25 protein-coding genes and 1 tRNA gene are annotated in these 23,431 nt (G+C 69.2%); 14 read left to right on the forward strand and 12 right to left on the reverse strand.

Annotation, left to right across the window (positions count from 1 at the left end; all coding sequences use genetic code 11):
• Positions 1 to 4: 4 nt before the first annotated feature.
• Positions 5 to 1,519 carry a dihydrolipoamide acetyltransferase family protein gene (locus ACIA1L_RS22875; RefSeq protein WP_396075114.1) on the forward strand — a complete coding sequence of 505 codons (1,515 nt, stop codon included), beginning with the start codon at positions 5 to 7 and terminating at the stop codon, positions 1,517 to 1,519.
• Positions 1,520 to 1,759: 240 nt separating this feature from the next.
• A complete protein-coding gene (locus ACIA1L_RS22880) occupies positions 1,760 to 1,897 on the forward strand; it encodes a hypothetical protein (protein ID WP_396074901.1) in 138 nt (45 codons plus the stop codon).
• 2,187 nt (positions 1,898 to 4,084) lie between these two features.
• On the opposite strand, the gene ACIA1L_RS22885 is transcribed toward ACIA1L_RS22880, so the two are convergent.
• Positions 4,085 to 4,342 (reverse strand): hypothetical protein, encoded by a 258-nt coding sequence (locus ACIA1L_RS22885; protein ID WP_396074902.1) that lies wholly within the window; start codon positions 4,340 to 4,342, stop codon positions 4,085 to 4,087.
• A 162-nt stretch (positions 4,343 to 4,504) separates the two neighbouring features.
• On the reverse strand, positions 4,505 to 4,786 hold the full coding sequence (locus ACIA1L_RS22890) for a hypothetical protein (RefSeq protein ID WP_396074903.1): 282 nt from the start codon (positions 4,784 to 4,786) through the stop codon (positions 4,505 to 4,507).
• 580 nt (positions 4,787 to 5,366) lie between these two features.
• Here ACIA1L_RS22890 and ACIA1L_RS22895 point away from each other — a divergent pair.
• The 3 genes from ACIA1L_RS22895 (at position 5,367) to ACIA1L_RS22905 (ending at position 8,723) form a co-directional block, all read left to right on the forward strand.
• The gene (locus tag ACIA1L_RS22895) at positions 5,367 to 6,101 is read left to right on the forward strand and encodes a hypothetical protein (RefSeq protein WP_396074904.1); all 735 of its coding nucleotides are present in this window, start codon (positions 5,367 to 5,369) and stop codon (positions 6,099 to 6,101) included.
• A gap of 40 nt (positions 6,102 to 6,141) precedes the next feature.
• Entirely contained in the window at positions 6,142 to 7,920 is a 1,779-nt protein-coding gene (locus ACIA1L_RS22900; RefSeq protein ID WP_396075115.1) for an NHL domain-containing thioredoxin family protein, read from the forward strand.
• A gap of 125 nt (positions 7,921 to 8,045) precedes the next feature.
• Positions 8,046 to 8,723: a hemolysin III family protein gene (locus ACIA1L_RS22905; protein ID WP_396074905.1), complete on the forward strand. Its 678-nt coding sequence runs from the start codon at positions 8,046 to 8,048 to the stop codon at positions 8,721 to 8,723.
• A gap of 98 nt (positions 8,724 to 8,821) precedes the next feature.
• Here ACIA1L_RS22905 and ACIA1L_RS22910 read toward each other — a convergent pair whose 3' ends face one another.
• Positions 8,822 to 9,112 carry a DUF6458 family protein gene (locus ACIA1L_RS22910; RefSeq protein ID WP_396074906.1) on the reverse strand — a complete coding sequence of 97 codons (291 nt, stop codon included), beginning with the start codon at positions 9,110 to 9,112 and terminating at the stop codon, positions 8,822 to 8,824.
• A gap of 102 nt (positions 9,113 to 9,214) precedes the next feature.
• Here ACIA1L_RS22910 and ACIA1L_RS22915 point away from each other — a divergent pair, with 102 nt between their 5' ends.
• Positions 9,215 to 9,853, forward strand: a complete 639-nt coding sequence (locus ACIA1L_RS22915) for a SixA phosphatase family protein (RefSeq protein WP_396074907.1) — start codon at positions 9,215 to 9,217, stop codon at positions 9,851 to 9,853.
• Between the two features lie 67 nt (positions 9,854 to 9,920).
• On the opposite strand, the gene ACIA1L_RS22920 is transcribed toward ACIA1L_RS22915, so the two are convergent.
• Complete coding sequence (locus ACIA1L_RS22920) at positions 9,921 to 11,777, reverse strand: acyl-CoA dehydrogenase (RefSeq protein WP_396074908.1); 1,857 nt, start codon at positions 11,775 to 11,777, stop codon at positions 9,921 to 9,923.
• 292 nt (positions 11,778 to 12,069) lie between these two features.
• On the opposite strand from ACIA1L_RS22920, the gene ACIA1L_RS22925 reads away from it, so the two are divergent.
• Positions 12,070 to 12,261: a hypothetical protein gene (locus tag ACIA1L_RS22925; protein ID WP_396074909.1), complete on the forward strand. Its 192-nt coding sequence runs from the start codon at positions 12,070 to 12,072 to the stop codon at positions 12,259 to 12,261.
• Here the strand turns inward: ACIA1L_RS22925 and ACIA1L_RS22930 are convergent.
• On the reverse strand, positions 12,258 to 13,385 hold the full coding sequence (locus ACIA1L_RS22930) for a PP2C family protein-serine/threonine phosphatase (RefSeq protein WP_396074910.1): 1,128 nt from the start codon (positions 13,383 to 13,385) through the stop codon (positions 12,258 to 12,260). The two genes, ACIA1L_RS22925 and ACIA1L_RS22930, sit on opposite strands and share 4 nt — an antisense overlap.
• A 101-nt stretch (positions 13,386 to 13,486) precedes the next feature.
• Here ACIA1L_RS22930 and ACIA1L_RS22935 point away from each other — a divergent pair, with 101 nt between their 5' ends.
• Both ACIA1L_RS22935 and ACIA1L_RS22940 read left to right on the forward strand, forming a co-directional pair.
• On the forward strand, positions 13,487 to 14,053 hold the full coding sequence (locus ACIA1L_RS22935) for a phosphoribosyltransferase family protein (RefSeq protein ID WP_396074911.1): 567 nt from the start codon (positions 13,487 to 13,489) through the stop codon (positions 14,051 to 14,053).
• 48 nt (positions 14,054 to 14,101) lie between these two features.
• Complete coding sequence (locus ACIA1L_RS22940) at positions 14,102 to 14,407, forward strand: SCO4225 family membrane protein (protein WP_396074912.1); 306 nt, start codon at positions 14,102 to 14,104, stop codon at positions 14,405 to 14,407.
• Here the strand turns inward: ACIA1L_RS22940 and ACIA1L_RS22945 are convergent.
• From ACIA1L_RS22945 to dcd, 3 genes are read right to left on the reverse strand one after another with little or no spacing between them, the layout of a single operon-like run.
• Positions 14,404 to 14,565 (reverse strand): hypothetical protein, encoded by a 162-nt coding sequence (locus ACIA1L_RS22945; protein ID WP_396074913.1) that lies wholly within the window; start codon positions 14,563 to 14,565, stop codon positions 14,404 to 14,406. The genes ACIA1L_RS22940 and ACIA1L_RS22945 overlap by 4 nt on opposite strands.
• Before the next feature lie 44 nt (positions 14,566 to 14,609).
• On the reverse strand, positions 14,610 to 14,897 hold the full coding sequence (locus ACIA1L_RS22950) for a YciI family protein (RefSeq protein WP_396074914.1): 288 nt from the start codon (positions 14,895 to 14,897) through the stop codon (positions 14,610 to 14,612).
• A gap of 6 nt (positions 14,898 to 14,903) precedes the next feature.
• Positions 14,904 to 15,482: a dCTP deaminase gene (gene dcd / locus ACIA1L_RS22955; RefSeq protein ID WP_396074915.1), complete on the reverse strand. Its 579-nt coding sequence runs from the start codon at positions 15,480 to 15,482 to the stop codon at positions 14,904 to 14,906.
• Positions 15,483 to 15,557: 75 nt separating this feature from the next.
• Between dcd and ACIA1L_RS22960 the strand changes: the two genes are divergently transcribed.
• Both ACIA1L_RS22960 and ACIA1L_RS22965 read left to right on the forward strand, forming a co-directional pair.
• Positions 15,558 to 16,160: a pyridoxamine 5'-phosphate oxidase family protein gene (locus ACIA1L_RS22960; RefSeq protein ID WP_396074916.1), complete on the forward strand. Its 603-nt coding sequence runs from the start codon at positions 15,558 to 15,560 to the stop codon at positions 16,158 to 16,160.
• A gap of 138 nt (positions 16,161 to 16,298) precedes the next feature.
• Positions 16,299 to 16,372: transfer RNA gene (locus tag ACIA1L_RS22965), tRNA-Gly, on the forward strand.
• A gap of 91 nt (positions 16,373 to 16,463) precedes the next feature.
• Here ACIA1L_RS22965 and ACIA1L_RS22970 read toward each other — a convergent pair.
• The gene (locus tag ACIA1L_RS22970) at positions 16,464 to 16,745 is read right to left on the reverse strand and encodes an integrase (RefSeq protein WP_396074917.1); all 282 of its coding nucleotides are present in this window, start codon (positions 16,743 to 16,745) and stop codon (positions 16,464 to 16,466) included.
• 544 nt (positions 16,746 to 17,289) lie between these two features.
• Between ACIA1L_RS22970 and ACIA1L_RS22975 the strand changes: the two genes are divergently transcribed.
• The 3 genes from ACIA1L_RS22975 (at position 17,290) to ACIA1L_RS22985 (ending at position 19,803) form a co-directional block, all read left to right on the forward strand.
• On the forward strand, positions 17,290 to 17,553 hold the full coding sequence (locus tag ACIA1L_RS22975; RefSeq protein WP_396074918.1) for a hypothetical protein: 264 nt from the start codon (positions 17,290 to 17,292) through the stop codon (positions 17,551 to 17,553).
• Between the two features lie 642 nt (positions 17,554 to 18,195).
• A complete protein-coding gene (locus ACIA1L_RS22980) occupies positions 18,196 to 18,840 on the forward strand; it encodes a hypothetical protein (RefSeq protein ID WP_396074919.1) in 645 nt (214 codons plus the stop codon).
• Positions 18,841 to 19,065: 225 nt separating this feature from the next.
• Positions 19,066 to 19,803: a hypothetical protein gene (locus ACIA1L_RS22985; protein WP_396074920.1), complete on the forward strand. Its 738-nt coding sequence runs from the start codon at positions 19,066 to 19,068 to the stop codon at positions 19,801 to 19,803.
• Positions 19,804 to 19,850: 47 nt separating this feature from the next.
• Here the strand turns inward: ACIA1L_RS22985 and ACIA1L_RS22990 are convergent, their stop codons facing one another.
• The 3 genes from ACIA1L_RS22990 to ACIA1L_RS23000 all read right to left on the reverse strand — a co-directional run bounded on the left by ACIA1L_RS22990 (position 19,851) and on the right by ACIA1L_RS23000 (position 23,365).
• Positions 19,851 to 20,711, reverse strand: coding sequence for a LamG-like jellyroll fold domain-containing protein (locus tag ACIA1L_RS22990; protein WP_396074921.1), 861 nt, complete (start codon positions 20,709 to 20,711; stop codon positions 19,851 to 19,853).
• A 295-nt stretch (positions 20,712 to 21,006) separates the two neighbouring features.
• Positions 21,007 to 22,032, reverse strand: a complete 1,026-nt coding sequence (locus tag ACIA1L_RS22995) for a hemolysin family protein (protein ID WP_396074922.1) — start codon at positions 22,030 to 22,032, stop codon at positions 21,007 to 21,009.
• Positions 22,025 to 23,365 (reverse strand): hemolysin family protein, encoded by a 1,341-nt coding sequence (locus ACIA1L_RS23000; protein WP_396074923.1) that lies wholly within the window; start codon positions 23,363 to 23,365, stop codon positions 22,025 to 22,027. Before ACIA1L_RS23000 ends, ACIA1L_RS22995 begins: the two co-directional genes overlap by 8 nt.
• Positions 23,366 to 23,431: the final 66 nt, after the last annotated feature.

A 23,431-nucleotide genomic window follows, 5' to 3' on the forward strand; every position in this document is an offset into this window, starting at 1 on the left:
CCAGATGTCTCGGATCAAGGAATTCCCGTTGCCCGACCTCGGCGAAGGCCTGACCGAGGGCGAGATCCTCGCCTGGCTGGTCAAGGTCGGCGACACGATCGAGCTGAACCAGCCGATCGTCGAGGTCGAGACCGCCAAGGCCGCGGTCGAGATCCCGGCGAAGTGGGGCGGGGTCGTCACCCGCATCTTCCACGAGGCGGGGACGACGGTGGAGGTCGGTTCGCCGATCATCGCCATCGACACCGACCCGTCCGCGGGACCGCTGCCCGACTCCGGGCCGGTCGCCGGCCCGAACCTGCCTACGCCGTCGGCGGAGACGCTGGCTGCGGTGGAGGTCGCGCCCGAGGAGGGTGCGATCGAGCCCGGCCTGATCGGTGGTCCGGCTCCCGGTGGGCGCACGGCCATTCTGGTCGGCTACGGACCGCGTACGGTCACCGCGAAGCGCCGCCCCCGCGCGGGTGCCGCCTCGGCACCGGCTGCCGCTGCCCCTGTCGCTGCTGCCCCTGCTCCGGTCGCTGCCTCAGCGCCCGTGACTCCGGCTCCGGTTGCCCCGGCTCCCGTGGCCCCCGCCTCCGTCGCTCCGGCTTCTGGTACTCCGGCTGGGGTGCGGACTGCTGAGCCGGTCTTGGCCAAGCCGCCAGTGCGGAAGCTGGCCAAGGACCTGGGCGTGGACCTGTTCTCGCTGGCCGGGACCGGGCCGATGGGTTCGGTCACGCGGGACGACGTGCACGCGGCAGCGGCCGCTCCGACAGCCGCACCCACTATGTTGGGCAATGGCGCGACAGCTTCGACATCGGTGCCGGTGTTCGACGCGTCGCGCGAGCAGCGGATTCCGATCAAGGGCGTCCGGAAGCTCACGGCCGAGAACATGGTGGCGTCGGCGTTCACCGCGCCGCACGTCACCGAGTTCCTGACCGTCGACGTGACCCGGTCGATGAAGGCGGTCGAGAAGCTCAAGGCCCGTCGCGAGTTCACCGACGTCCGCGTCTCGCCGCTGCTGTTCGTGGCGAAGGCCGTCCTGCTCGCGATCCAGCGGCACCCGATGATCAACTCGGCCTGGTCCGCCGCGACCAACGAGATCGTCGTGAAGGACTACGTCAACCTGGGCATCGCGGCCGCTACGCCGCGCGGGCTGATCGTGCCGAACGTCAAGGACGCCGGCCGGCTATCCCTGCGCGAGCTGGCCGAGGCCCTGAACGGCCTGGTCCAGGTGGCAAAGTCGGGCAAGACGCCGCCGGCCGACATGTCCGGTGGCACCTTCTCGATCACCAACGTCGGCGTCTTCGGCGTCGACACCGGCACCCCGATCCTCCCGCCCGGCGAGTCGGCGATCCTGTGCTTCGGCGCGGTCCGCCCGATGCCCTGGGTCCACAAGGGAAAGATCAAGATTCGCCAGGTCACCACCCTCGGGCTCTCGTTCGACCACCGCATCGTGGACGGCGAGCTGGGCTCCAAGTTCCTCCGGGACATCGGCGCCTTCCTCGAGGATCCGGAAGGCGCGCTGCTTTCCTGGACGTAATGCCCCAGGCACCACGCAGCCCCCGGGAGTTCACTCCCGGGGGCTGTTGTCATTCCTGGCACAGGTTCTGGCATAGGTTCATCGGCAGGGAGACCACTCGACCTTAGATTCTTAGGCATGTAAGCGGGCTCACCCCATGATTCGTTGGCAGTCAAGCCCCTGGCGCGGTTAAATGAATGCAGGCCAGAAACCACCGGCCACCACCGACGAGGCCCACAAGGCCAGGGAGTGAGTACCACGATGAGCACCATCGACCGCATCCGTAGCCGCCGGCTTGCCAAGCGCGAGGCGCGTGCCATCGAGCGGGCGTACAAGTCGGCTCCTACGCAGTCCATGCGTAACGAGATCACGATCTTCGCCCAGCAGCGCGTCTTCTGATTCCGCTCCGGTACTGACGCCCGGTCCCGATCCACAAGATCGGGACCGCCCGTCAGCCGGGCCTCGCCTCGAGCGATTCACCAGCTCGGCGAACCCACAGATTTCGGGTCCACCAGTCTCGCCCGCCGGCGAGCGGTGCACCCGTGCGGGACACCCTCCGTCCCCACCCCCGGCGTCTTCGAGCACTTTCGAGCGACGCACGTGTGCAGCCCCGGTCGACGTATCGGCCGGGGCTTCGCCGTATCTTCAACGCCTTGTCACATCTGCGCGGCACACTCCGCAGTGGAGGTTCGCCGATCATCGGCGAATGCCCTGAACAAATCAGGCTTTCAGGGCATTCTTCCGAGCCTGGGCACGACGTGTGCATGATCACGTTCGGTGGTTTTCCCGGCTTTGCACCGCTCCGGACGGCGTACACCGGGATACCGGCCGTAGCCCTCGACCGGTACGGTGGGGCACGGTCACCCACCCCGGCTCGGCCGGCCGGGGAAGTGACCGGGGTCACGCCCAGCTCTGCAAGTCGGCCGCGTCCGCGCGTAAGGTGGCACGGCCGACAGTCATGGAGGAGGCGGATATGACGTCCGAGGGCCAGCAAACCGGCCGCCAGCCGGGGGCCACGTCGGGCAGCGGCGACGGTTTCCGCGCGGGCACGTTCCCGCCGGACACCAACCCGCCCGCCCCGTCGTACCCGCACGCCCAGGAGTCCATCCCGAGCGCGTACGGCCCACCGCCACCGGCAGCGCCCAACGGCGGCTCGCCGTTCGTGGTGCCAGCCGTGCCACCGGCAGGTCAGCCCACGCCACCCGGACCGGCCTTCGGCCCCGGCGCCGCCCAATTCCCGGCGAGTGACCTCCCGGCGCGTACCCCCACTGATTTGCCGTCGCGTACTTCACCGGACCGCAGCTCGAACGAAGCGCAGTCGCCGTGGGCCCCGCAGTCCTATCAGCGAGCGCAAGGCGGCGACCTCCCGCAACGTTCTCCCGGTGTCGCCGGTGGCCCGCTCGCCGGACCCGTCGGCGACTTCAACGGCTTCACCCCGGCCCGGTCCTCCGCCCCGGCAGCAGACCTCGCCAGGCGACAGCCCGCCAACGACGAGCGGCAGACACCCGGTCTCTCAGCCTTCGGCGACCAGCGTGCCCGCATCCCCGGTGCCACGCTCACCGACCTGCCCGACGGTCCGTCCGGTTTTCCGGTACGCGGCCAAGCTCCCGAGGGTGCGAGCTTCCCCCTCCGCGGCAGTTCCACGGGTGACACCGGGAGCTTCGGCAGCCGTGACGACCGTGGCCCTTCGGCCCCGGCTCAGCCCACCCGCGACCCAGAACTACCGGGCCGCATCGACGCGAGACCCCGCACCCTCGCAGCGCCGAGCACAGCCAGTGATCTTCCCTCGCGCACGCGCAGTGATGGCCCGGAGAATGCGAACGGTTACCCGCAACGCATCCCCGGTGCCGCTTTCGGCACAACAGACGGCCGCGCTGATGCCCTCGCATATCCCCAGCGGATTCCCGGCGCCGCCCTCAGCACTGGCGGCGCCACCACTCCCTCAGATCTCCCGCCCCGCGACGCAGCTCTCGGAGCCCGCGACTCAGCTCGCCCTGCCCGCGACTCAGCTCTCGGAGCCCGCGACTCAGCTCGCCCTGCCCGCGACTCAGCTCTCGGAGCCCGCGACTCAGCTCTCCCGGCCCGCGAATCGGCACTCCCGCACCGCGAATCGGCGGTGTCGGCACGCGAATCGGCTGTTCCAGCCCGTGATTCCAGCTTCCCGCCTCGCGACTCGGCCTTCCCAGCCCAGGCACGCGAGTCGCTGCCGTCGCGCCCCCAGGAGCCGGCCTTCCCCATGCAGTCCCGCGACGCCGCGGCATCCCGCGACTCGGCGCAGTCGCGCGAGGCCGCTTTCACGCGTGAGCCCTCCTCTTCGGCTTCCCCCACGTCGGACTCGGCTGTACCGCAGCCGCGTGACCCGGCAGAACACTCCGCGGCCGGCTCGGAGTCGGGCACACCCGCGAAGGGTTCGGCCCGTCCCGTGTCCGCGAGTGCGTCGGTGCCCGTTGCCAGCCGGGTGGAGCCGGTGAAGCCGGACGAGATTCCGCCTTCAACTCCGGCCCCGCAAGCCCGCGTCTACGGCCGGCCGGCAGCCACAGCCGATCAAGCCACCGAGGCTCCCGAGCAGGATGCCCACGCCGGGACCTACGGCAGCACACCCATCTCGCCAAGCCCCAGCGGATCAACTACGCCCAGCTCAGGCGGCTCAAGCTTCGGCTCCGCATACGGCGGCTTCGACGCCACCAGCAACGCGGGCGGTTCCAGCTCGGCCCCCTCTGCAAGTGACTTCGGCACGGCCCCCAGCTCGGGCGGTTCCAGCGCGGCCGGCTTCGGCACGGCCCCCAGCTCGGGCGGTTCCAGCGCGGCCGGCTTCGGCGCGGCCCCTAGCTCGGACAGCTTCAACGCAGCCCCCAGCTCGGGCGGCCTCGGAGCACGGTCCGAGGCGGCGCTCCCCGAGAATCCGTTTGGCGCGCGGCCCACTTCCAGCGGCACAACGCCCGGGGCCGAGGGATCGAGCGACCCCGTTCAGGATCGCTTCCAGCGACCTGCACACCAGCCGGGCGCCTACGGCACCCCGCCGGCCGGCAGCCCCACTTCGGGCACTCCGACTTCCAGCAGCCCATCCTTCGGCAGCTCGCCCTTCAGCAGCCCGTCAGCAGGTTCGCCGGACGGTGAGTCGCCAGCAGGCAGCCCGTCATTCCGTGGGGCTCCAGCGGCAGAAGGCGACGAGTCCGGCCGCACTGCGGGACGCGCCTCGGCCAGCGCCCGGGTAGCACCGCCGGCCCCACCGTTCCCGCCCGGCTCGACCTCGGCGGATCCGTCGTCCCCGGCCCAAGGACCGTCCACTCCCGGCACCTACGGATCGGCGTCAACGGTCCCGGCCTCACCCGCCCCGGGCTCGTTCGGATCAGCCGCCTCTGCCCCCGAGGCCCTCGGCTCGGCCGCCTCAACTCCCGGCACCTTCGGCTCGGCCAGCGGCTCCTACGGCTCGGCCCCGGCCTCCCCAGCCTCCAGCACCTACGGCTCAGCTCCTAGCTCGCCCGCCTCCGGCGGCACCTACGGCTCGGCCCCCAGCTCCCCGGCCTCCAGCACCTACGGCTCGGCCCCCAGCTCTCCGGCCTCCGGCACCTACGGCTCGGCACCGAGTTCCCTAGCCTCCGGCGGCACCTACGGCTCAGGCCCTAGCTCGCCCGCCTCCGGCACGCACGGCGCTGCTCCGAGCGCATTCGGAGCGGCATCGCCGGCTTCTGGAGCGCCCGTTTCGGGACCCGGCGGCGCCGGCGCGTCGGGATCGGTTGCGCCCGGTTCGTCCGCACGGGGTGGGGCTGCTGCGGCAGCGTTCAGTGAGTTCACGACGGACATCGCCGGTCGGGGTCGGCCGGGACAACCCGGTGATTCGGGCACTGGCAGCCCGGTGACACGGAACATGCCGGCGGACTACAGCGAGCACACCACCGACGTGTCGGGTCGTGGGCAGGGGCAGTACCCGGGTTCCACCTCGCCGTTCGCTCGGCCCAGCAACGACGCCACGCAAACGTTCGGCGAGCGGCCGCAAACCGGGGCAGGCAACGCGCAGCCGTTGGGTAGCCGGCCCGACAGCACGCAGGCTTTCGGTGGGCGGCCGGACAGCATGCAGACCTTTGGCGAACGCCCCGACAGCACGCAGCCGTTCGGGGAACGGCCGGACAGCACCCAACCGTTCGGGGAACGGCCGAATGCGGCCAGCCGGGCCACGGTCGCGCCGCCGGACAACGAGTCGACGGCGAGCTGGCCGGCCACCGCCAGCCCGGACGGCGGCACGTCGGACCAGTTCAACTCCTTCCAGCCCGAGCAGGTAGCCACCGAGGTGGCTAAGCCCGAGACTCCGCACGTACGGATGCTGCCGGTGTTGTTGGGTGTGATTCTCGGCGCGGGTCTGCTGGTCGGCCTGACGTTCGGTATCACCTGGCTGATCGCCCGTGGTTCGGACAGCGGCTTCTCGGTAGGCGTCGGCGATTGCGTCAAGCAGGACGGCAAGACCGCGGTGACCGCCAAGTGCGGTGACGCCGGGGCGTTCGAGGTGACGGCGGTGGTGGACAAGAAGGAGAAGTGCACCGATCCGGCCCAGCCCTACGTCCTGACGGACAACAAGACGAAGGTGCTCTGCCTCAAGCAACGCTGACCCGCCGCCGGGGCGGGCGGGTCCGGTCAGGCACGATGGGATCATGACTGCGCGCGTACGGGCTCCCGAGCTGCGGGGCCGAGCCTGGTTGAACACCGGCGGCAAGGAGCTGACGCTGGCCGACCTCCGGGGCCGGATCTGTGTCCTGGACTTCTGGACCTTCTGCTGCATCAACTGCCTGCACGTGCTGGACGAGCTGCGGCCGCTCGAGGAGAAGTACGGTGACGCGCTCGTGATCATCGGGGTGCATTCGCCGAAGTTCGAGCACGAGCGTGACCCGGTTGCGCTGGCCGCGGCCGTCGAGCGGTACGGCGTGCACCACCCCGTCCTGGACGACGCCGACATGGTGATGTGGCAGCAGTACGCCGCGAAGGCCTGGCCGACCCTGAGCGTCATCGACCCCGAGGGTTACGTGGTCGCGTCGATGGCCGGTGAGGGGCACGCCGAGGGGTTGGCCCGGCTGGTCGACGAGCTCATCGTCACGCACGAGGCCAAGGGCACGTTGCGCCGCGGCGACGGCCCGTACGTGGCGCCGCCCGCGGACGACACGCTGCTGCGGTTCCCGGGCAAGGCCATTGAGCTGCCCAACGGCAACCTCCTGGTGTCCGATTCGGCGCGGCATTCGCTGGCCGAGCTGACACCGGACGGCACTGTGCTCGTTCGTCGGATCGGGTCCGGTGCGCGCGGGCGTGCCGACGGGCCGGCCGACCAAGCGAGTTTTTCGGAACCGCAGGGCCTCTGCCTGCTGCCCGATGAGCAGACCGTGGTCGTCGCGGACACCGTCAATCACCTGCTCCGCGGCGTTGACTTGGAGTCCGGCGTGGTGCGTACGCTCGTCGGCACCGGCAGCCCCTGGCGGTCCGCCGAGGACGACGGCATCGCTTTGTCCTCGCCGTGGGACGTCGCCTGGTACGACGGCCGGGTCATCATCGCGATGGCCGGTATCCACCAACTCTGGTGGTTCGACCCGGCCGAAGGCAGCACGGGCGTCTACGCCGGCACGACAGTCGAGTCGTTGCGTGACGGCCCGATTCCGGATGTGTGGATGGCGCAACCTTCTGGCCTTTCCGCGTACGGGGGCAAGCTGTGGATCGCCGACAGCGAGACATCCGCGCTGCGCTGGATCTCCAATGGCGAGCTGCACACGGCGGTCGGGCAGGGCCTGTTCGATTTCGGCCATGTCGATGGTGTCGGCGAGACCGCGCTGTTGCAGCACCCTCTCGGTGTTGCGGCACTGCCCGATGGTTCGGTGCTGGTCGCGGACACGTACAACGGCGCGGTCCGGCGCTACGACCCGGCGAGCGATGAGGTGTCCACTGTCGATTCCGGTCTGGCCGAGCCGAGTGATGTGCTGGTGACCCGCTCCGGCGACGTGCTCGTGGTCGAGTCTGCGGCGCACCGGCTGGTCCGACTTTCGCCGGGTGCGGTGCAGTCTGTCGCGGGCGAGCGGCACCGCACCGAGCGGCCGGCGTCGCCGCTGGCACCGGGCGAGGTGACACTGGAGATCGTGTTCACACCGGCGCCGGGCCAGAAGCTCGACACCACGTACGGGCCGTCCACCCGCCTGGTCGTGTCGGCGGCCCCGGCGGAGTTGTTGGTCGAAGGCGCCGGCACCGGCACCGATCTCAGCCGGCGGCTGGTGCTCAATCCGGCCGTACCCCAGGGGATTTTGCAGGTCGTGGCACAGGCCGCGACCTGCGATGTCGACGTCGAGCACGCGGCCTGCCATCTCACTCGGCAGGATTGGGGCGTGCCCATCGTGTTGGATCCGAGCGGCCCGGACCGACTGCCCTTGATCCTGCGCGGTCTGGACGCCTGACCTGGGACGGCGGCGGGTTCGCCACAAGGCCCGCCGCCGACAAAGCGGCCGGAACACCCCGCGTTCGCGAGTCGGCGACCATCGAATTACTTGCTAGTAACCTACGGTGCCGTAACCTGGATCGCGTGACGACCTCGACCCCGTTCCGGATGAAGCCGGCCGATCTCGGCAAGCCGCGGATGCGCGGTCGGTTACACCAGTACGCGTTCTACGTCGCGCTGGTCTGCGGCGTCGTGCTCTGCTCGATCGCCGCCTCGCGCCCGGGCCTGGCACCATTCCTGAGCTGCCTGATCTATAGCCTCACCGTGTGTGGGCTGTTCGGCATCAGCGCGCTGTACCACCGCCGGATCTGGACCGAGCGCGGCTACCAGATCATGCGGCGGATGGACCACTCGATGATCTTCATCTTCATCGCGGGTACGTACACACCGTTCTGCATTCTGTTGCTGCACAGCGACAAGGCCACGGTGATGCTCAGCCTGATCTGGGCCGGCGCCCTCGGTGGCGTCGCCCTCAAGAGCATCTGGCCGCATCTGCCCCGCTGGGTAGGTGCGCCGCTCTATCTGGCCCTCGGCTGGGGTGCGGTCGCGATCCTGCCCGATATCGCCCACAACGGCGGAGTGGCCGACCTGGTTCTGCTCGCCACCGGCGGCCTGATCTACAGCGCGGGCGCGGTCTTCTATGCGCTGCGGCGACCGAACCCGTGGCCGACCGTCTTCGGCCACCACGAGTTCTTCCACGCCTGCACTCTGGTCGCGGCCATCTGCCACCACATTGCCATCTACTTCGCCCTGTATGCCTGACGGGCGCCACCGAGGTCGGTGACGCCCGCGGCTCGCAGCTCTGCGGAAAGCGGCGAGGAAGGCGCGACGCGGGGGGTACGCAGCCCAGGCCGGGTGGCTCAGGCGCCGTAGCCGGGCGGCGGGGGCTGGTTGCGGGTGGTCTGCCGGTACTCCTCGACCACGTGGCCGTCGCGGTAGACCGGTTCCTCCCGGACGACCGGGCGCTCGACCACAGTGGTGGGCCGGCGGCGGCTGTTCCAGAACCAGACCGTGATGATGAGGCCCACGAGACCGGCCAACATCAGGACGTAGCCGACCACGTTGATGTCGAGACCGCTGATCTCGGCGTTGACGGCAAACGCGAGGATCGCCCCCAGCGCCAGGAGAAAGATGCTTCCGCCGATGCCCATCGTGGACCTCCCTGGCTCGCTGCTGCCGCTTCGAGCCGCGGCAATTCGTCGATGCGTGTGTCTACCCACCCGGGCCGCGAATCAATCAGTCATGCTCTTCCCATGACCGCACGCACGCTGATCTTGCTCCGCCACGCCAAGGCCGAGACCCCCGGCGAACTGCTCGACGTCGAGCGACGGCTGACCGACCGGGGCCGACGGGACGCGTCCGCGGCGGGATCGTGGCTGGCCCTGCAGGGGCTGCTCCCGGGCCTGGTCCTGTGTTCGTCCGCGACTCGCACCCGACAGACCTGGCACGCCGTCGCCACCGCACTGACCCGGGAGGAGGCCGCGCTGGGCCGGGACGAAATGTCGCTGCGGGAGGACGTGGCGCTGGCCGAGCAGGCCGCGCGGGAGAGCGAGGGACCGCCGACCAACGAGGAGCCAGCCCAGACCACTCGCACGGCAGCCGCCGCGCCGGCCGCGCCGGAGGTGCGCTTCGTGGACGGGCTCTACGACGCCGGGCGCACCGAGGTGATCGACCTGCTGCGGGCGGTGCCGGACTCGGTGGGGACCGTGCTGGTCGTGGGCCACAATCCGACTATGTCCGATGTGTCGCTACTGCTGTCGGCAGGCACCGGCGCGACGATCCGGGAAGGGCTCGCGACGTCGGGCATCGCCGTACACCGGGTGGAGGGGTCTTGGTCGGCCACCGAGCCGGGGTCGATGCCGTTGGTGACCACTCACACCGCCCGCGGTTAGGGCACACGAAAAACCCGGCGGGGGTTCCCATCCGCCGGGTTTTTCGTCTTCAGGAGAAGAGCGAAGCTCAGAAGGCCTCTTCCGGGAGGTCCATCAGGTCGAGCGTGGTGTTCTCGATGATCCGGCGGTCGGAGCCGATCCGGGGCAGCACCTCGCGGGTGAAGAACCGGGCCGAGGCCACCTTGCCCTCGTAGAACGCCTTGTCGGCCGCGTTCAGCTCGGTGCCGAGCTTGGCGACCGCCACCTCGGCGCCCTTGAGCAGCAGCCAGGAGACGATCACGTCGCCGAGGGCCAGCAGCACCCGGCGGGAGGTCAGGCCGACCTTGTACAGCTCGCGGGTCTCGCCGCCCTGGACCGCCTGCAGCCAGCCCATCTGCACGCCGAGGATGGTCTGGAGCTCGCCGAGCGCCTTGCCGAGGGCGAGCCGCTCCTCCTTGAGCTGGCCGTTGCCGGCCTCGCTCTCGATGAACTCCTGCATCTCGCCGGCAACCGTGGCGAGCGCCCGGCCGTTGTCCTTGACGATCTTGCGGAAGATCAGGTCGAGGCTCTGGATCGCGGTGGTGCCCTCGTACAGGGTGTCGATCTTGGCGTCGCGGACGTACTGCTCGAGCGGGTAGTCCTGCAGGAAGCCGGAGCCGCCGAAGGTCTGCAGCGACTCGTGGCCGAGCAGTTCGTACGCCCGCTCCGAGCCCACGCCCTTGACCAGCGGGAGCAGGAAGTCGTTGACGCGGGCCGCCGCCTTGGCCGCCTTCTCGTCGCCGGCCGCCTGCGCGATGGCGACCTTGTCCTGCCAGCTGGCGGTGTAGATCACCAGCGAGCGCAGACCCTCGGCGTACGACTTCTGCAGCATCAGCGAGCGGCGTACGTCCGGGTGGTGGGTGATCGTGACCCGGGGAGCCGCCTTGTTGGAGCTCTCGGTCAGGTCGGCACCCTGGACGCGGTTCTTCGCGTACTCAAGCGCGTTGAGGTAACCCGTGGAGAGGGTGGCGATCGCCTTCGTGCCGACCATCATGCGGGCGTACTCAATGATCATGAACATCTGGCGGATGCCCTCGTGCACCTCGCCGAGCAGCCAGCCCTTGGCCGGGGTGCCGTGCTCGCCCATCGTGATCTCGCACGTGTTCGAGACCTTGAGGCCCATCTTGTGCTCGATGTTCGTGGCGTAGACGCCGTTGCGCTCGCCCAGCTCGCCGGTCTCCGGGTCGAAGTGGAACTTCGGCACGATGAACAGCGACAGGCCCTTGGTGCCCGGTCCGCCGACGCCCTCGACGCCCACGGGGCGGGCGAGCACGTAGTGGATGATGTTGTCGGTGAGGTCGTGCTCACCCGAGGTGATGAAGCGCTTGACGCCCTCGATGTGCCAGGAGCCGTCCGCCTGCGGGATGGCCCGGGCCCGGCCGGCGCCGACGTCGGAGCCCGCGTCGGGCTCGGTCAGCACCATCGTCGAGCCCCACTGCTTGTCGACGAAGAGCTTCGCCCACTTCTTCTGCTCCTCGGTGCCCTCGACCTCGACCACGTGGGCGAAGGAGGGGCCGGAGGAGTACATCCAGATGGGGGCGTTGGCGCCGAGGATCTGCTCGGCGATGGCCCACCAGAGCGTCCGCGGGGCGAAGGTGCCGCCGAGGTGCTCGGGCAGGTCGAGGCGCCAGAACTCGGAGGCCATGAACGCGGCGTACGACTTCTTGAACGACTCGGGCAGCGGCGCGGTGTGCGTCGCCGGGTCGAACTTCGGCGGGTTGCGGTCCGCGTCGGTGTAGCTGGCCGCGAGGTCCTCGCGAGCGAGCCGGTTCACCTCTGCGAGCACGTCACGGGCGGTGTCCGCGTCGATACCGTCGAACGGCGCCTGGCCGAACGACTGCTGCGCCCCGAAGACCTCGAAGAGGTTGAACTCCAGATCGCGCAGATTGCTCTTGTAGTGAGTCATGAAGTCTGGCCCCGCTCTCCGACACCCGAGTTACCCGTCAGTAACCACCACTGTATTACCCATCGGTAGCCCCCGACAAGTCGCATCTGATCAATCGGGTAAAGGCGGCCCGGGATGAGCCAGCCAGCGAGTTGTCCGTCAACTTGGCGGTCAAACCCCGCCGATCGGGTAGGCCGACACACAGCCGTTCGGACATTTGACCAGTCGCCACGCCGGGACACGTATCGACGATCGCGCCGCATCGTTGCTCCGGGTGTACGCGCAGGACGTACACAGACCCGGGGAGGTCTTTATGTTCGCCACGATCAAGAGCCTTATTCCCGAGCCGCGCCAGGCCGACCAGCCACGTCACTACATCGGCCGGCACAGGCAGCCCGAGACGATCGCCGCGCGCGCAGCAGTCGCCGTGATCCCAGGCCCGTCGCCCGAGGCCGACGCGGACACCACCGAGGCAACGAAGGAACGCGTCGAGGAGACCGCTTAGCTCCCCGCCGCGCCGACTTCCCAGCTGGGCATCGGCACGGCCGGGCCACCGTCGGCACCGGCGTACTCGAGCAGCACCAAGGCGATGTCGTCGTCCAACTGCCCGTGCACCCAGTCGACGAGGGCCGTCTCCAACGAGGCCAGGCCGTCGCCGACCGTACCGTGCCCCAGAAGTCGCCAAGCCCGATCGGCCGTAGGGAAGAACTCGCCGTCCCGGCGGGCCTCCCCCAGGCCGTCAGTGAACAGCAACAGCCGGTCGCCCGGCTCCAGCCGCTCCACTCGGGGCTGGGCGACCGGCATGAAGCCCAGCGGCGGGGCAGGCGCCGGAGGCTCGAGCGGGATGACCCGCCCACGGCGCAGCAGCAGCGGCGCCGGATGCCCACAGTTCACAATGGTCAGAGTGCCGCCGCGCTCCTCGACCAGCGCCGCCGTCACGAAGTCTTCGTCGCCCACGCTCCGGGCCACCGCCCGGTCCAGGTCGGTGACAATCGCCCGCAGATCCGCCCGTTCATAAGCCACATGCCGGTACGAGCCGAGCACGATGCTGGCGAGCCGCACCGCGTCGAGGCCCTTGCCCCGTACGTCACCGATGAGGACGCGCACGCCGTACGGTGTGTCGAGCGCTTCGTAGAGATCTCCACCGATGTCCGCGGCGGCCGACGCCGAGATGTAGCGACCGGCGACCGCAAGCGCGCCGACCTGCGGACCCAGCGGTCGCAGCACGGCCTGCTGGGCGACAGCGGCAAGCTTCAGCAGCTCGGCGATCCGGGTGGCCTGCCGCTGCCGGATCGTCGCCACGGTCGCGGCGATGCCGGTGGCGAGCAGCAGACCCAGCACATTGATCATGCCGATCGAGCCGAACGTGCCATCCGCGGTCGCGAAGACCAGCCCGGCGACGGTGGCGAGGCCGCCCACCGCCAGCACCGCCCGCCAATAGGCGAAGACCGCGGCGAGGAACGGCACGGCCGCGAACAGTCCGACGAAATGCGCCTCGGTGCCGTTCGCCAGCTCCAACCCCGACACGGCGACGAGCAGCACGAGGGCCGCGCCGAGACCGGCGCGGGATCCGGGAGTGAGCGGGCGTCGGCCCGACGGCAATTTAGGCATGGGTACGCCGAACAGCATGCCTGATCCGAAGCGGCCGATGCATCAAGTTGGCCCCTAGTCTGACCGCGTTCTGTCCACTCGGTGGGCTACCCCGCGCACCGCGGTGACACCATGTCCGCGTGACATCCGACCTGCGTGATCTTCTTCGCGCCGAGTTCCGCTGGACGGAGCCCGAGCCCGGCAGTGGCCTCCTGGTCAGCGACCGCTCCGGCTGGTGGCGCCACCCAGACATTCTGGACGGTCTGGGCGCGGGCCTGGCAGCCCTGTTTCCCGACGCCCGGCCCACCGTCGTGGTCTCACCCGAGGTCACCGGATTCCTCCTCGGCCCGCTCGTCGCCCGGGCGCTCGGCGTGGGCTTCGTGGAGGCGTACCGCGCCGGTGCCCGGCGACCCATCGCCGAACCGATGACCTGGGCTTCGGTTCCGGCCGATCACCGCGGCGACAGCCAGCATCTCGGCGTGCGCTCCCACTTGATCCGTACGGACGACCGCGTCCTCATCGTCGACGACTGGGCGGTCACCGGCGCCCAGACCCGCGGCCTGCACACAGTGCTCAACACGCTCGGCGCAACGGTGGTGGGAGCCGCGGTGATCGTGGACGAGTGCCCACCCTCGGTTGCGGCCGGGCTCGGCATCCGCGGCTTGCTCACCGGCGCGGATTTGAGCAGTGCGCCCGGTGCCGGCTAGGTAGCGCTACTCAGGAGCCGGCCTGCCCAGCTGAGAAGGATGGTCTCCATGACCCGATTCTTCTTCGGCAACTGGATCACCCGGGGCTACCTCTTCGCCGTCGCCATCACGGCGGTCATCCTGCTCGGCGCCAACCTCGCCACAGGTGAGCACGAACCGACCACCGAGGCCATCTACCTGATCGGCCTGACCGCACCCGTCTCGGTGATCTTCGCTCCGGTGGCACTGCTCGGCGACGGCTGGCTCGCCATTGCCATGCTCTGGCTCAGCGCGGCGGCCGGCACCCTGCTCAACACCCTGCTGATCAACACGATCGTCGGCGAGGTCGGCAAGTTCCACTCCAGCCGGGCCTAAAAGCCGCTGGCCTCGCCGCCGTGGTTTCCGAAGCCCACGGTGCGTTCCTTCTGCACCCGGCCGCCGGGCAGCGCAGACGGCGCCTTACTGCGGCGCCCCACCACCACAACTGACAGCGCGACGATGACGACGACTCCGACTGCCACCGCGATCACCATGCAATCCAGGGTAACGGCGCAGGTCAGAGCCCGCTCTCGGCCGTTCAGGCAGGGGGACGCAAGCCGGCCAGAGCGCCGCGGGTCGGGTTCCAGCCCATCGCGGTGTACTCGGCGAGGCCGCGCTGCACGTACGGGTCGTCGGCCATCAGCGCGAACGCGTTGGCCTCTGTGTCAACGGCGAGCAGCACGATGCCGCCGACCGCAGGATCCCGCCGGCCCGCCGATACGCACAGGCTGCGCTGCTCCAGCTCTGCCACGAACGCCAGATGGTCGTCGCGAGCCCGGTCCACCTCGTCGAGCGGGGCGAGATACGTCGAAATCATCAGGTACATGGCGACTCAGCTCGTCGGCCAGGTGCGGAAGTTCTGCGAACTGCGGCTCGGTGTCGGGCCACGCTGACCCTGATAACGAGAGCCGTAGACCGCCGAGCCGTACGGGTGCTCCGCCGGGCTGGACAGGCGGAAGATGCACAGCTGGCCGATCTTCATGCCCGGCCACAGCTTGATCGGCAGGTTCGCCACATTGGACAACTCCAAGGTCACATGCCCCGAGAAGCCTGGATCGATGAAGCCGGCTGTGGAATGCGTCAACAGGCCCAGGCGGCCCAGACTGCTCTTGCCCTCCAGCCGACCGGCGAGCTGATCGCCGAGGGTGATCACCTCGAGCGTCGAAGCCAACACGAACTCGCCGGGGTGCAGCACGAACGCTTCGCCGTCGCCGACCTCGAGCTCGGCGGTCAGTTCGTCCTGCTGCTCGGCCGGATCGATGTGCGTGTAGAGGTGGTTGTTGAACACCCGGAAGAACCGGTCCAGCCGCACGTCGACGCTGGACGGCTGCATCAGCTCCGGCTCGAAGGGCTCGAGCGCTAGGTTGCCCGACTTGATCTCGGCCACCAGGTCACGGTCGGAGAGCAGCATCGGGACACCATACCGACCTGCACTTCCTGGCGTGTTGAGTGGTCGTCTCGTACATATGTTCGATATGCTGTCGCCATGGCTACCTGGTCCGCATTCGCCGCCGCCGAGCCCCACCTCTCCGCGGCCATCCGTGCGCTCCTGCTGCAGTACGGCCCCGGCATGGGCTACCTCGCCACCGTGCGCCCCGACGGCGGCCCTCGCGTGCATCCGGTCTCCCCGGTCATCACCGACGACGGCCTCTACTGCTTCATCGTCGCCTCCCCCAAACGCCACGACCTCGAGCGCGACGGCCGCTACGCCCTGCACTCCTACCCACCGGAGGAGAACGACGACGAGGCCTACGTAACGGGCGTCGCCTCCCCCGTCACCAACTCCACCGTCATCCAGCACCTCGCCGACGCCCTCCACGCCGCACCCCGCGTCGACTGGCGCCTCTTCGAACTCTCCATCGAAACCGCCATGCTCCGCCGCCACGGCCCCGCCGGCGCCCTCCCCCTGGCGATCACCCAGCAACACCCACCCATCACCCTCACGTGGTCCGACCCGACACCCCCCACCGGCCCAACCACCCACCCGTCACCCACCCCCACCCGACACCGCACCCCGCACAACGCCGGCCCCCTCCGAGCCGCCGGCGTCGTCTTCCAAGACCTCTCCCGGGCCACCACCAATGCGTAGACGCCGGCCGGACCCCGCAATCTGCGAACGCGGGGCGCTGACAGGTGCGGAGGGAGCTGGTCCGCGCCACGTCCGGCCGGCGTCTACACAGGGCGGCTACGCCACAATGGCCCACAATCGGGTACAGTGAGGCCGCTCGCGGGTGTAGTTCAATGGCAGAACATCAGCTTCCCAAGCTGACAGTGCGGGTTCGATTCCCGTCACCCGCTCCAAGTGCCGGAGCCCTGGTCAGGACCGATGGTCCGGCCAGGGCTTCCGTCGTTCTACAGGGCTAGAACTGCCTGCCGTGCCATTAATGTGCCATTAGCTCGCCTCAGCGGCGGTTTCGTCACCCTCGCGAGCCCGCGTCGCCTTGCGCTTGCTCGGCTTGCGGAGGGCCGCCTTCACGGCCTGGTCCATGGTGTCGGCGATGCCATGATCGGCCTCTCGATTCGTGTGCTGATAAATCGGCGCGGCTCGCGGGCTGTCGTGTCCCATCCGAGCCATGACATCGCTCAGGCTCGCCCCCGGCGCCCGCGATGCGAGCGTGTTGCCGGTGTGCCACAGATCGTGGAAGTGCAGCCCCGCCGCGCCGATCGCGGCCACCGCCTCGGACCACTTGACCCGCTTGTTGAAGTTGCCACGCCACAGGACGCGTCCTAAGCGCTCCCCGTCGACAATCGTGGAAAACGCGGAGAGGGGTCGGGCCTCCCGAAGGCCTGTCGAAGTCCGGGGGTGGAGTCTATTCGGGCGGCCGACCGGCACGTCCTGGGCGACGCGGACGAACTGCCGCTAGCAGGCCGTAGGGCGAGTGTCGGGGCCGTCGACGGCTGGGGTTAAGGCGCCTCCGGCGTGAGGCTCCGGCTCTGGCATGGGTTGCGCACCCCGTCACCCTCGGCCCGTGCAAGCCGAGCACACCCCGCCGGCCCCCGCCAGCCTGGTTGCCTAGGGTCAAGGTCTAAGCGATGCGGCGGGCACTGGCCGGGTCCACTCCTAGAAGTCGGGTCGAAAGCGACGGGATGGCGCTGGGAATGCCACCGTTCACGCATTCCGTGTCAAGCCAGGGTGGGCGCCCGATTGGGTGACAGAACTGCACCTTGCTCGGATCTATGGTTGGGCAGCGTGAAAGTTAAATTTCGGATCCGCGTGGATGACCCCGCCCCTCGGCAAGACGCGCCGTTTCACCTTTGATGACGATCTGCCGTACCCAGGAGTGCCTCGGGTGGATGAGTACGTCTTCTTGACGTGCAAGCATCCTGACCGTTTCCTCGGCGCACGACGTGTCTTCCAGGTGGCTTACACACCGGATGGGACCGTCATTCTGGACATCAAGATCGACGGCTTCATCAACGACGCTCAGGCGCAAATCGATACACTAATCGATGCGGGCTACTTCGAGCAGGACCCCCTCTGACCGACGACTTCAGCGTGCCCGGTACGTGCCTGACCGGTAGGTGAATACGGCCATCAGCGACATCGGTTTCACGCTGCGGCCGCCTTGAGAGGTCCTGGTGGCTAACGGAAAAAGAGTCCTACTTGTTCATGGCCGGTCGTTCCCGTCTATCAAGGCGCCTGCCAAGCTGACAGTGCGGGTTCGATTCCCGGCACCCGCTCGTATCCGGGGATCCCTCGTCCGCAGAAAGCGCCGGACTGGGGATCCTCGCTTTATTTCTGGGGCCGAGCACCCAGACCTCACGGTGCGGCATGGTGCGTTCGTGGAACTCCGGCTCACACCTACCAGCTCCGCGCCTCCGCTTGCATTGTGGCTACGCAGCACGGCTGCCGGACTGCAGGTAGCGAGCTAAGGGCTTGGTGGACTTGCATTCCACGGCCGAGGTGATCCTCTTCGGCGTCGGTGCAGAACCTCGGGGTCGCCCGTTGTGGGCGCTTGGGGTGAGGGCCAGCGTTTCGGGATGGCATTGATGGGCGTTGACGGGGGTCATCGTGGCCGCTAGGTTGTGCGCGCTAAAACGTACTGATGGCACGGGGGTTTTGAATGTCTGTCGAATCAAATGTGGGTTTGCGCACTGGGTTTTCTCGTCGCAGGTTTGTGGGAGTGGCGGCGTCCCTGCTGCTGGTGACCTCCGGTTCGAGCCTGGTGGCGTCGCCTGCGGCGGCGGCCGGGGCGAAGGTGCCTTGTAAGCCGGCGATCGGGTTCCCGGCCGGTGCTGGCGTTGCCGCGGGCGGCCAGATTGCCGTGCGGTTCGACGCCAAAGGTGACGCCAAGGTGACTCGGTTCCGATACAGCGTCGGCAGCACCACCTTGGACAAGGAGGTCCTTGCGGCAGCGGACCGTACGGCTACGGTGCTGGTCGACGCGGGCGATGTGACCGGTGACCGGCTGGTGTACGCGGTGGCGGTCGACCGTCGAGGTCGGGTCAGCCCGATGACTCAGGGCAGCTTCACAGTGTCTGCCACCTGGAGCCTCCAGGGTCGTGCGATTGACGCGACTACCTGGATGCCGGTGGAGGGGGCAACGATTCGACTGGAACCGGCGGGGATCGAGATGGTTACCGGCCCCGATGGCGCCTTCCAGTTTGTCGCTGACCCGGGCCTCTACACCGTCACCGGCACCTTTGTCGGCCCGCCCGGGCTCTCGGGCAGCAGCCCGGAGTTGCAGCTGGACGGACAGGGGCTGAATTTCGAGCTGTACATGTTCCCGGACTCGGAGCAGGACCCGGATTCGGGCTCGGAGGGCTGACGCCCAGCGCCCCGCCACACCGGGACCCGCCGTCACCTTAAGTTAGCGCTTGATTCTGTCGAGCTACCCAGTTGCCAGTTTTTCGCGCTGCGCCAGGTAGAAACTACTCAGCGTTACATATACGGAGCGTGGCGGCGGGTGTTGCGGGAAGGTTGGGTCTGGCTTGCGCTCGGCTTGAGAGTCGACTGTCAAAGTTCCCCAGTCCGAACGCGATGGAGGAACACAATGAAGCTCGCACGTCTGGTCGCGGTCCTGGGTGTGGCGTTCGCCGCCAGCACTCTGGTGGCTCCGCAAGCGGCCTCGGCAGCGCCGGTCGTGCCCGGTGCGCCGATGGGCCTGGCGAATGTGCGGTCCAACCTGAACGCCGCGGAAACCGCGGTGTCGTGGAAGCCCGTCTCTGGGGCGGTGAGCTACCGGGTGACGGTCAGCGACGGCGCCACCACCCGGCAGTATTCGGTTGCGGCCACACAGCCTTTGACCGCCGCGGGGAAGTACCAGGTGGCGGTGGCGACGCCGAACAAGTGCGCGCGCTACCGCATCACGGTTGCCTCGCGGGACGCGAAGGGCCAGGGCACCGCCCGTTACGTGGTCGAGAAGTCGCTCGCTCCCACCATCGTGGTCAAGGCCAAGGCGGTCCGCGCTAGCGACCCCACCAAGGCGACCTTCACCTACACCGCTCCGCAGTGGAAGGGTTACCTCGGCGGTCCCACCGGCGGGGCTACGCAGGATGACCAGCGCAACCCGAAGATGAGCTTCACCAGCACGGCTCAGTTGGTTCGGGTCGTCGACAACAAGGTCATCTCGACGGCCACGTACTCGTCGGCTGCCTGGAGCACTGCCCGCTCGCAGACCTTTACCGGGCTGGACCCGCAGCGGGCCTACGTTCTGAAGATCACGAACAGCAACAAGTGGGGCAGCTGCTCCGCCCAGCTCGGCCGGGTCCTGCTCAACCCGGTGGACTGACCCCACGAACCGACGTCGCCCGGCCACCGCGGCCGGGCGATTCGTCGTCAGCTGATGGTCAGGAAGACGTTGTCGATCTGGCCCGCGTACTGGTCGTTGCCCTTGTTCGCGCCCTTGCCACCGACGCGCAGCGGTTCCGCATTGGCGATCGACAGCTTGGCGGGGACCGGGACCGACGCCCGGCGGACGCCGTCGACGGCAAGCTCCAACCGGTTTTGGGTACGGGTGCACACCAGCTCGTGCCACACCCCGTCCGCGACGTCGACCGCCGGCTCCGCACGGTAGATGCGGTTGCGGCTGGCGATGACGCAGCTGGGGTGGCCCTGGCGGTGGTCGACCTGGAGCTTGAACTGGCTGATGCCGCCCACCGAGTATCCCTTTTGGAGCACGTTCGCGCCGTCAGCGAGGTCGCTGTGGGTCATCAGGATCGACGCGCCGTACTGCATGGGGCGGGTGCCGGGGTTGAGGGCGTCGTCGCGAATGCCTTCGAGGATGGCGCGCGGGCATTCGCGTTCGCGGACCAGGGTGCAGCGGTCGGGGTATTGCACGGCCAGGCCGGTGCCCTGGGGTACGAGGCTGAGGGTACCGCCGTTCTGCCCGGTGGGACGCAGCTCGAAGCCGCCCTGCTCGTCGGTGATGGGTTCGGCCACGCCGCCGTCGAAGGTGTAGCGGAGGGTGAGCGGGGCTACGGCGACGCCGATCTTGCCAGCCTGAGCGGGTGCGGCGAAGCCGAAGTCGGTGGGGGTCAGGACGCCGGCTGACGGACGCGGCGTCACCACCGGGGTGAGCCGGGGTGCGGCGTCGCTGCGCTGGGCGAAGTGGGCGACGGCCAGCAGGCCGGTGCCGAGGACGGCGGTGGCCGTGAGCGCGCCGAGCGGGCTGAACCAGGACCGGCGTGTGTCGAACATGCGGTTATTGTCCGAAACAATGCCCGAAGCGCCAGGACCAACCTCCCCTTCGCCGCAAAAGTGGCATAAAGCACCCCGACCGCGGTCGGCCAAACGGCCCACAACCGATCCCGCGGGCCGCCAACGCACGAGCGGGGCCTGCCCACCGCCCTGACCCGAGAGCTCGGGCCAGGGCGGGAACTGCCTGGAGCTCATCAGCAGAGCTCAGTCGGTGAAGTCGGCGGCCTGCGAACGTGCGGTGGCGGCGTACCCGCACCGGGCGATCGGCAGCACGATCCGCCACCCGCCTTCCCGGTCAACTGCCCCGCGAGGCAGCCGGTTCGCCGATCACCGCGTGCAGCACGTCATCCAGCGCGATCACGCCGAGCGGGCGGCGACCGTCGCTGACCAGCACAATGTGCCGCCGGTCGCGGCGCATGGTGAGTAACAGGTCGGCGAGGTTGCGGTCCGGCGGCACCACGGCAAGCGGTCGGATGATCTCTGCCGGGATCGGAAGGCGACGCTGCGCGTCGGCATAACCCAGGACATCTTTGACGTGTACGAAGCCCAGCACGCGCCTCGACTCCCGCTGCACGACGGGGAACCGGGACCGGCCGCTTCGCGTTGCCACGGCCTCGATTGTGGCCGGCGACGCGTCGTCCGCCACGGTGGTCACCGCCGCCCAGGGCCGCAGGGTGTCGGCGGCCGTCCGCTCGCTGAGGCCGAGCGCCGCGTGGATGCGCTCGTACTGTTCGGTGCCGAGCAGCCCTTCCGACCTGGCCTGGGTCACCATGCCGGCCAGTTCTTCGGCGGTGAACACCGTCTTGACAGCGTCCGTTGCCTCGATCTTCCACAGGCTGAGGACCATGCGCGACGCCCAGCGCATGGCGGTCAGCAGCGGCCGGGTCGCCGTGCAGAAGGCCAGCATGAAGGGGCCGAGGATCAGGGCGGAGCGCTCCGGGCCGGCCAGGGTGATGTTCTTGGGCACCATCTCGCCGACGACGGTGTGCAGGAAGACCACGACGCCAAGGGCGAGCACGAACGCGATCGGGTGCAGTGCCTTCTCCGGTACGCCGGCCGCCGCGAACGGGACCTCCAGGAGGTGGGCGAGGGCGGGCTCGGCGATCGCGCCGAGGCCCAGCGAGCAGATCGTGATGCCGAGCTGAGCACCAGCGATCATGAGCGGGATCTGGTTCATGGCGGACAGCGCCCAGCGGGCTGGCCGCGAGGTTTCCGCGAGCGGTTCCAGGGCCGTACGCCGCGACGCGATCAGTGCGAACTCGCCGCCCACGAACAACGCGTTGCCGAGCAGCAGCGCCACCGTCACCAGCAGCTCAGCCATCGGTGGGCTCCGGCGGCGCGACGACCCGGACCTGCTCGATGCGATGTCGGTCCACCTCCAGCACGGTGAACTCCCAGCCCTCGTCCTCGAGCGATTCGCCGGCTTTCGGGATGTGGCCCAGGCCGGCGAGCAGGAACCCGGCCAACGTCTCGTACGGCCCCTCGGGCAGCCGGAACCCGGTCTGCTCGGCCAGCTCGTCCTCGCGCAGCAGCCCGTCGACGACGTACGCCCGGCCGCCGTCGGGCGCCAGCAGGGGTGCACCGGTGACGTCGGCGGCGAGCACTTCCACGTCGTGTTCGTCCGCGATCTCGCCCACGAGTTCTTCGATGAGGTCTTCGACGGTGACGACGCCGTCGGTGCCGCCGTACTCGTCGACCACGATGGCGAGGTCGGCGTCGGCGGCCCGCAGCGCCGCGAGGACCTTGTCCAAGCCGAGACTTTCGGGGACGTAGACCGGTTCGCGGGCGACGGCGGACACCGGGGTGGCGGCGCGCCGGTCGGGTGCGACCCCCAGTGCGTCCGAGACGCCGACGACTCCCATGACGAGGTCGAGCGTGGACTCGTACACGGGGAATCGGGTGTGGCCGGTCTCGCGCGCGACCGTGATCAGGTCCGCGACGGTCGCGGTGGTTTTGAGGCCGACCACGTCGACGCGCGGGGTCATCGCCTTGGCCGCGCGTTTCTCGCCGAACCGGATGGTGCGGCGCAGCAGCGTCGCGGTCTCGTCCGGCAGCGCGCCCGCACGGGCGCTGATCGCGGCGAGCAGGCCCAACTCCTCGGGCGAGCGGGCGCTGGCGAGCTCCTCCTGTGGCTCGATCCCCAGCCGCCGGACCAACCAGTTGGCGGCGCCGTTCAGCGCGCCGATCAGCCACTTGAAGAGCTTCGAGAAGGTGCGCAGCGGGGCCGCGGTCGCGAGGGCGACCTTCATCGGGCGGGCCAGGGCAGCGTTTTTGGGTACGAGCTCACCGAAGAGCATGGACACGAGCGTGGCCAGCACCAGCGCGAGCAGGTGCGTGATGGTTTCGGTGTGCCGACCGCCGATCGGCTCGATGGCCGGTTCGAACAGCCGGGACAGCGCCGGCTCGGCCAGGTAGCCGGTCAGCAGGGCGGTCAGCGTGATGCCGAGCTGCGTGCCGGAGAGCTGGAAGGAAAGCTCGTGCAACGCGTGCTGGACCGTGTTCGCCCGGCGGTCGCCGGCGGCGGCGCGCTGGTCGATCTCCACCCGGTCGACGGTGACCAGCCCGAACTCGGCGGCCACGAAGAAGGCGTTGCCCGCGGTGAGCAGCGCGAAGGCCGCCAGGGGCAGCACCGCGGTCAGGATCAGGCCGTCCATGATCGGTTCACCTCGGCCCTCATTGTGCCGGAACCGCCCGTGCCGTACGTGTTCGCGGTGCCCGCT

Source organism: Actinoplanes sp. NPDC051859 (assembly GCF_044452725.1).
Lineage (GTDB): Bacteria > Actinomycetota > Actinomycetes > Mycobacteriales > Micromonosporaceae > Actinoplanes.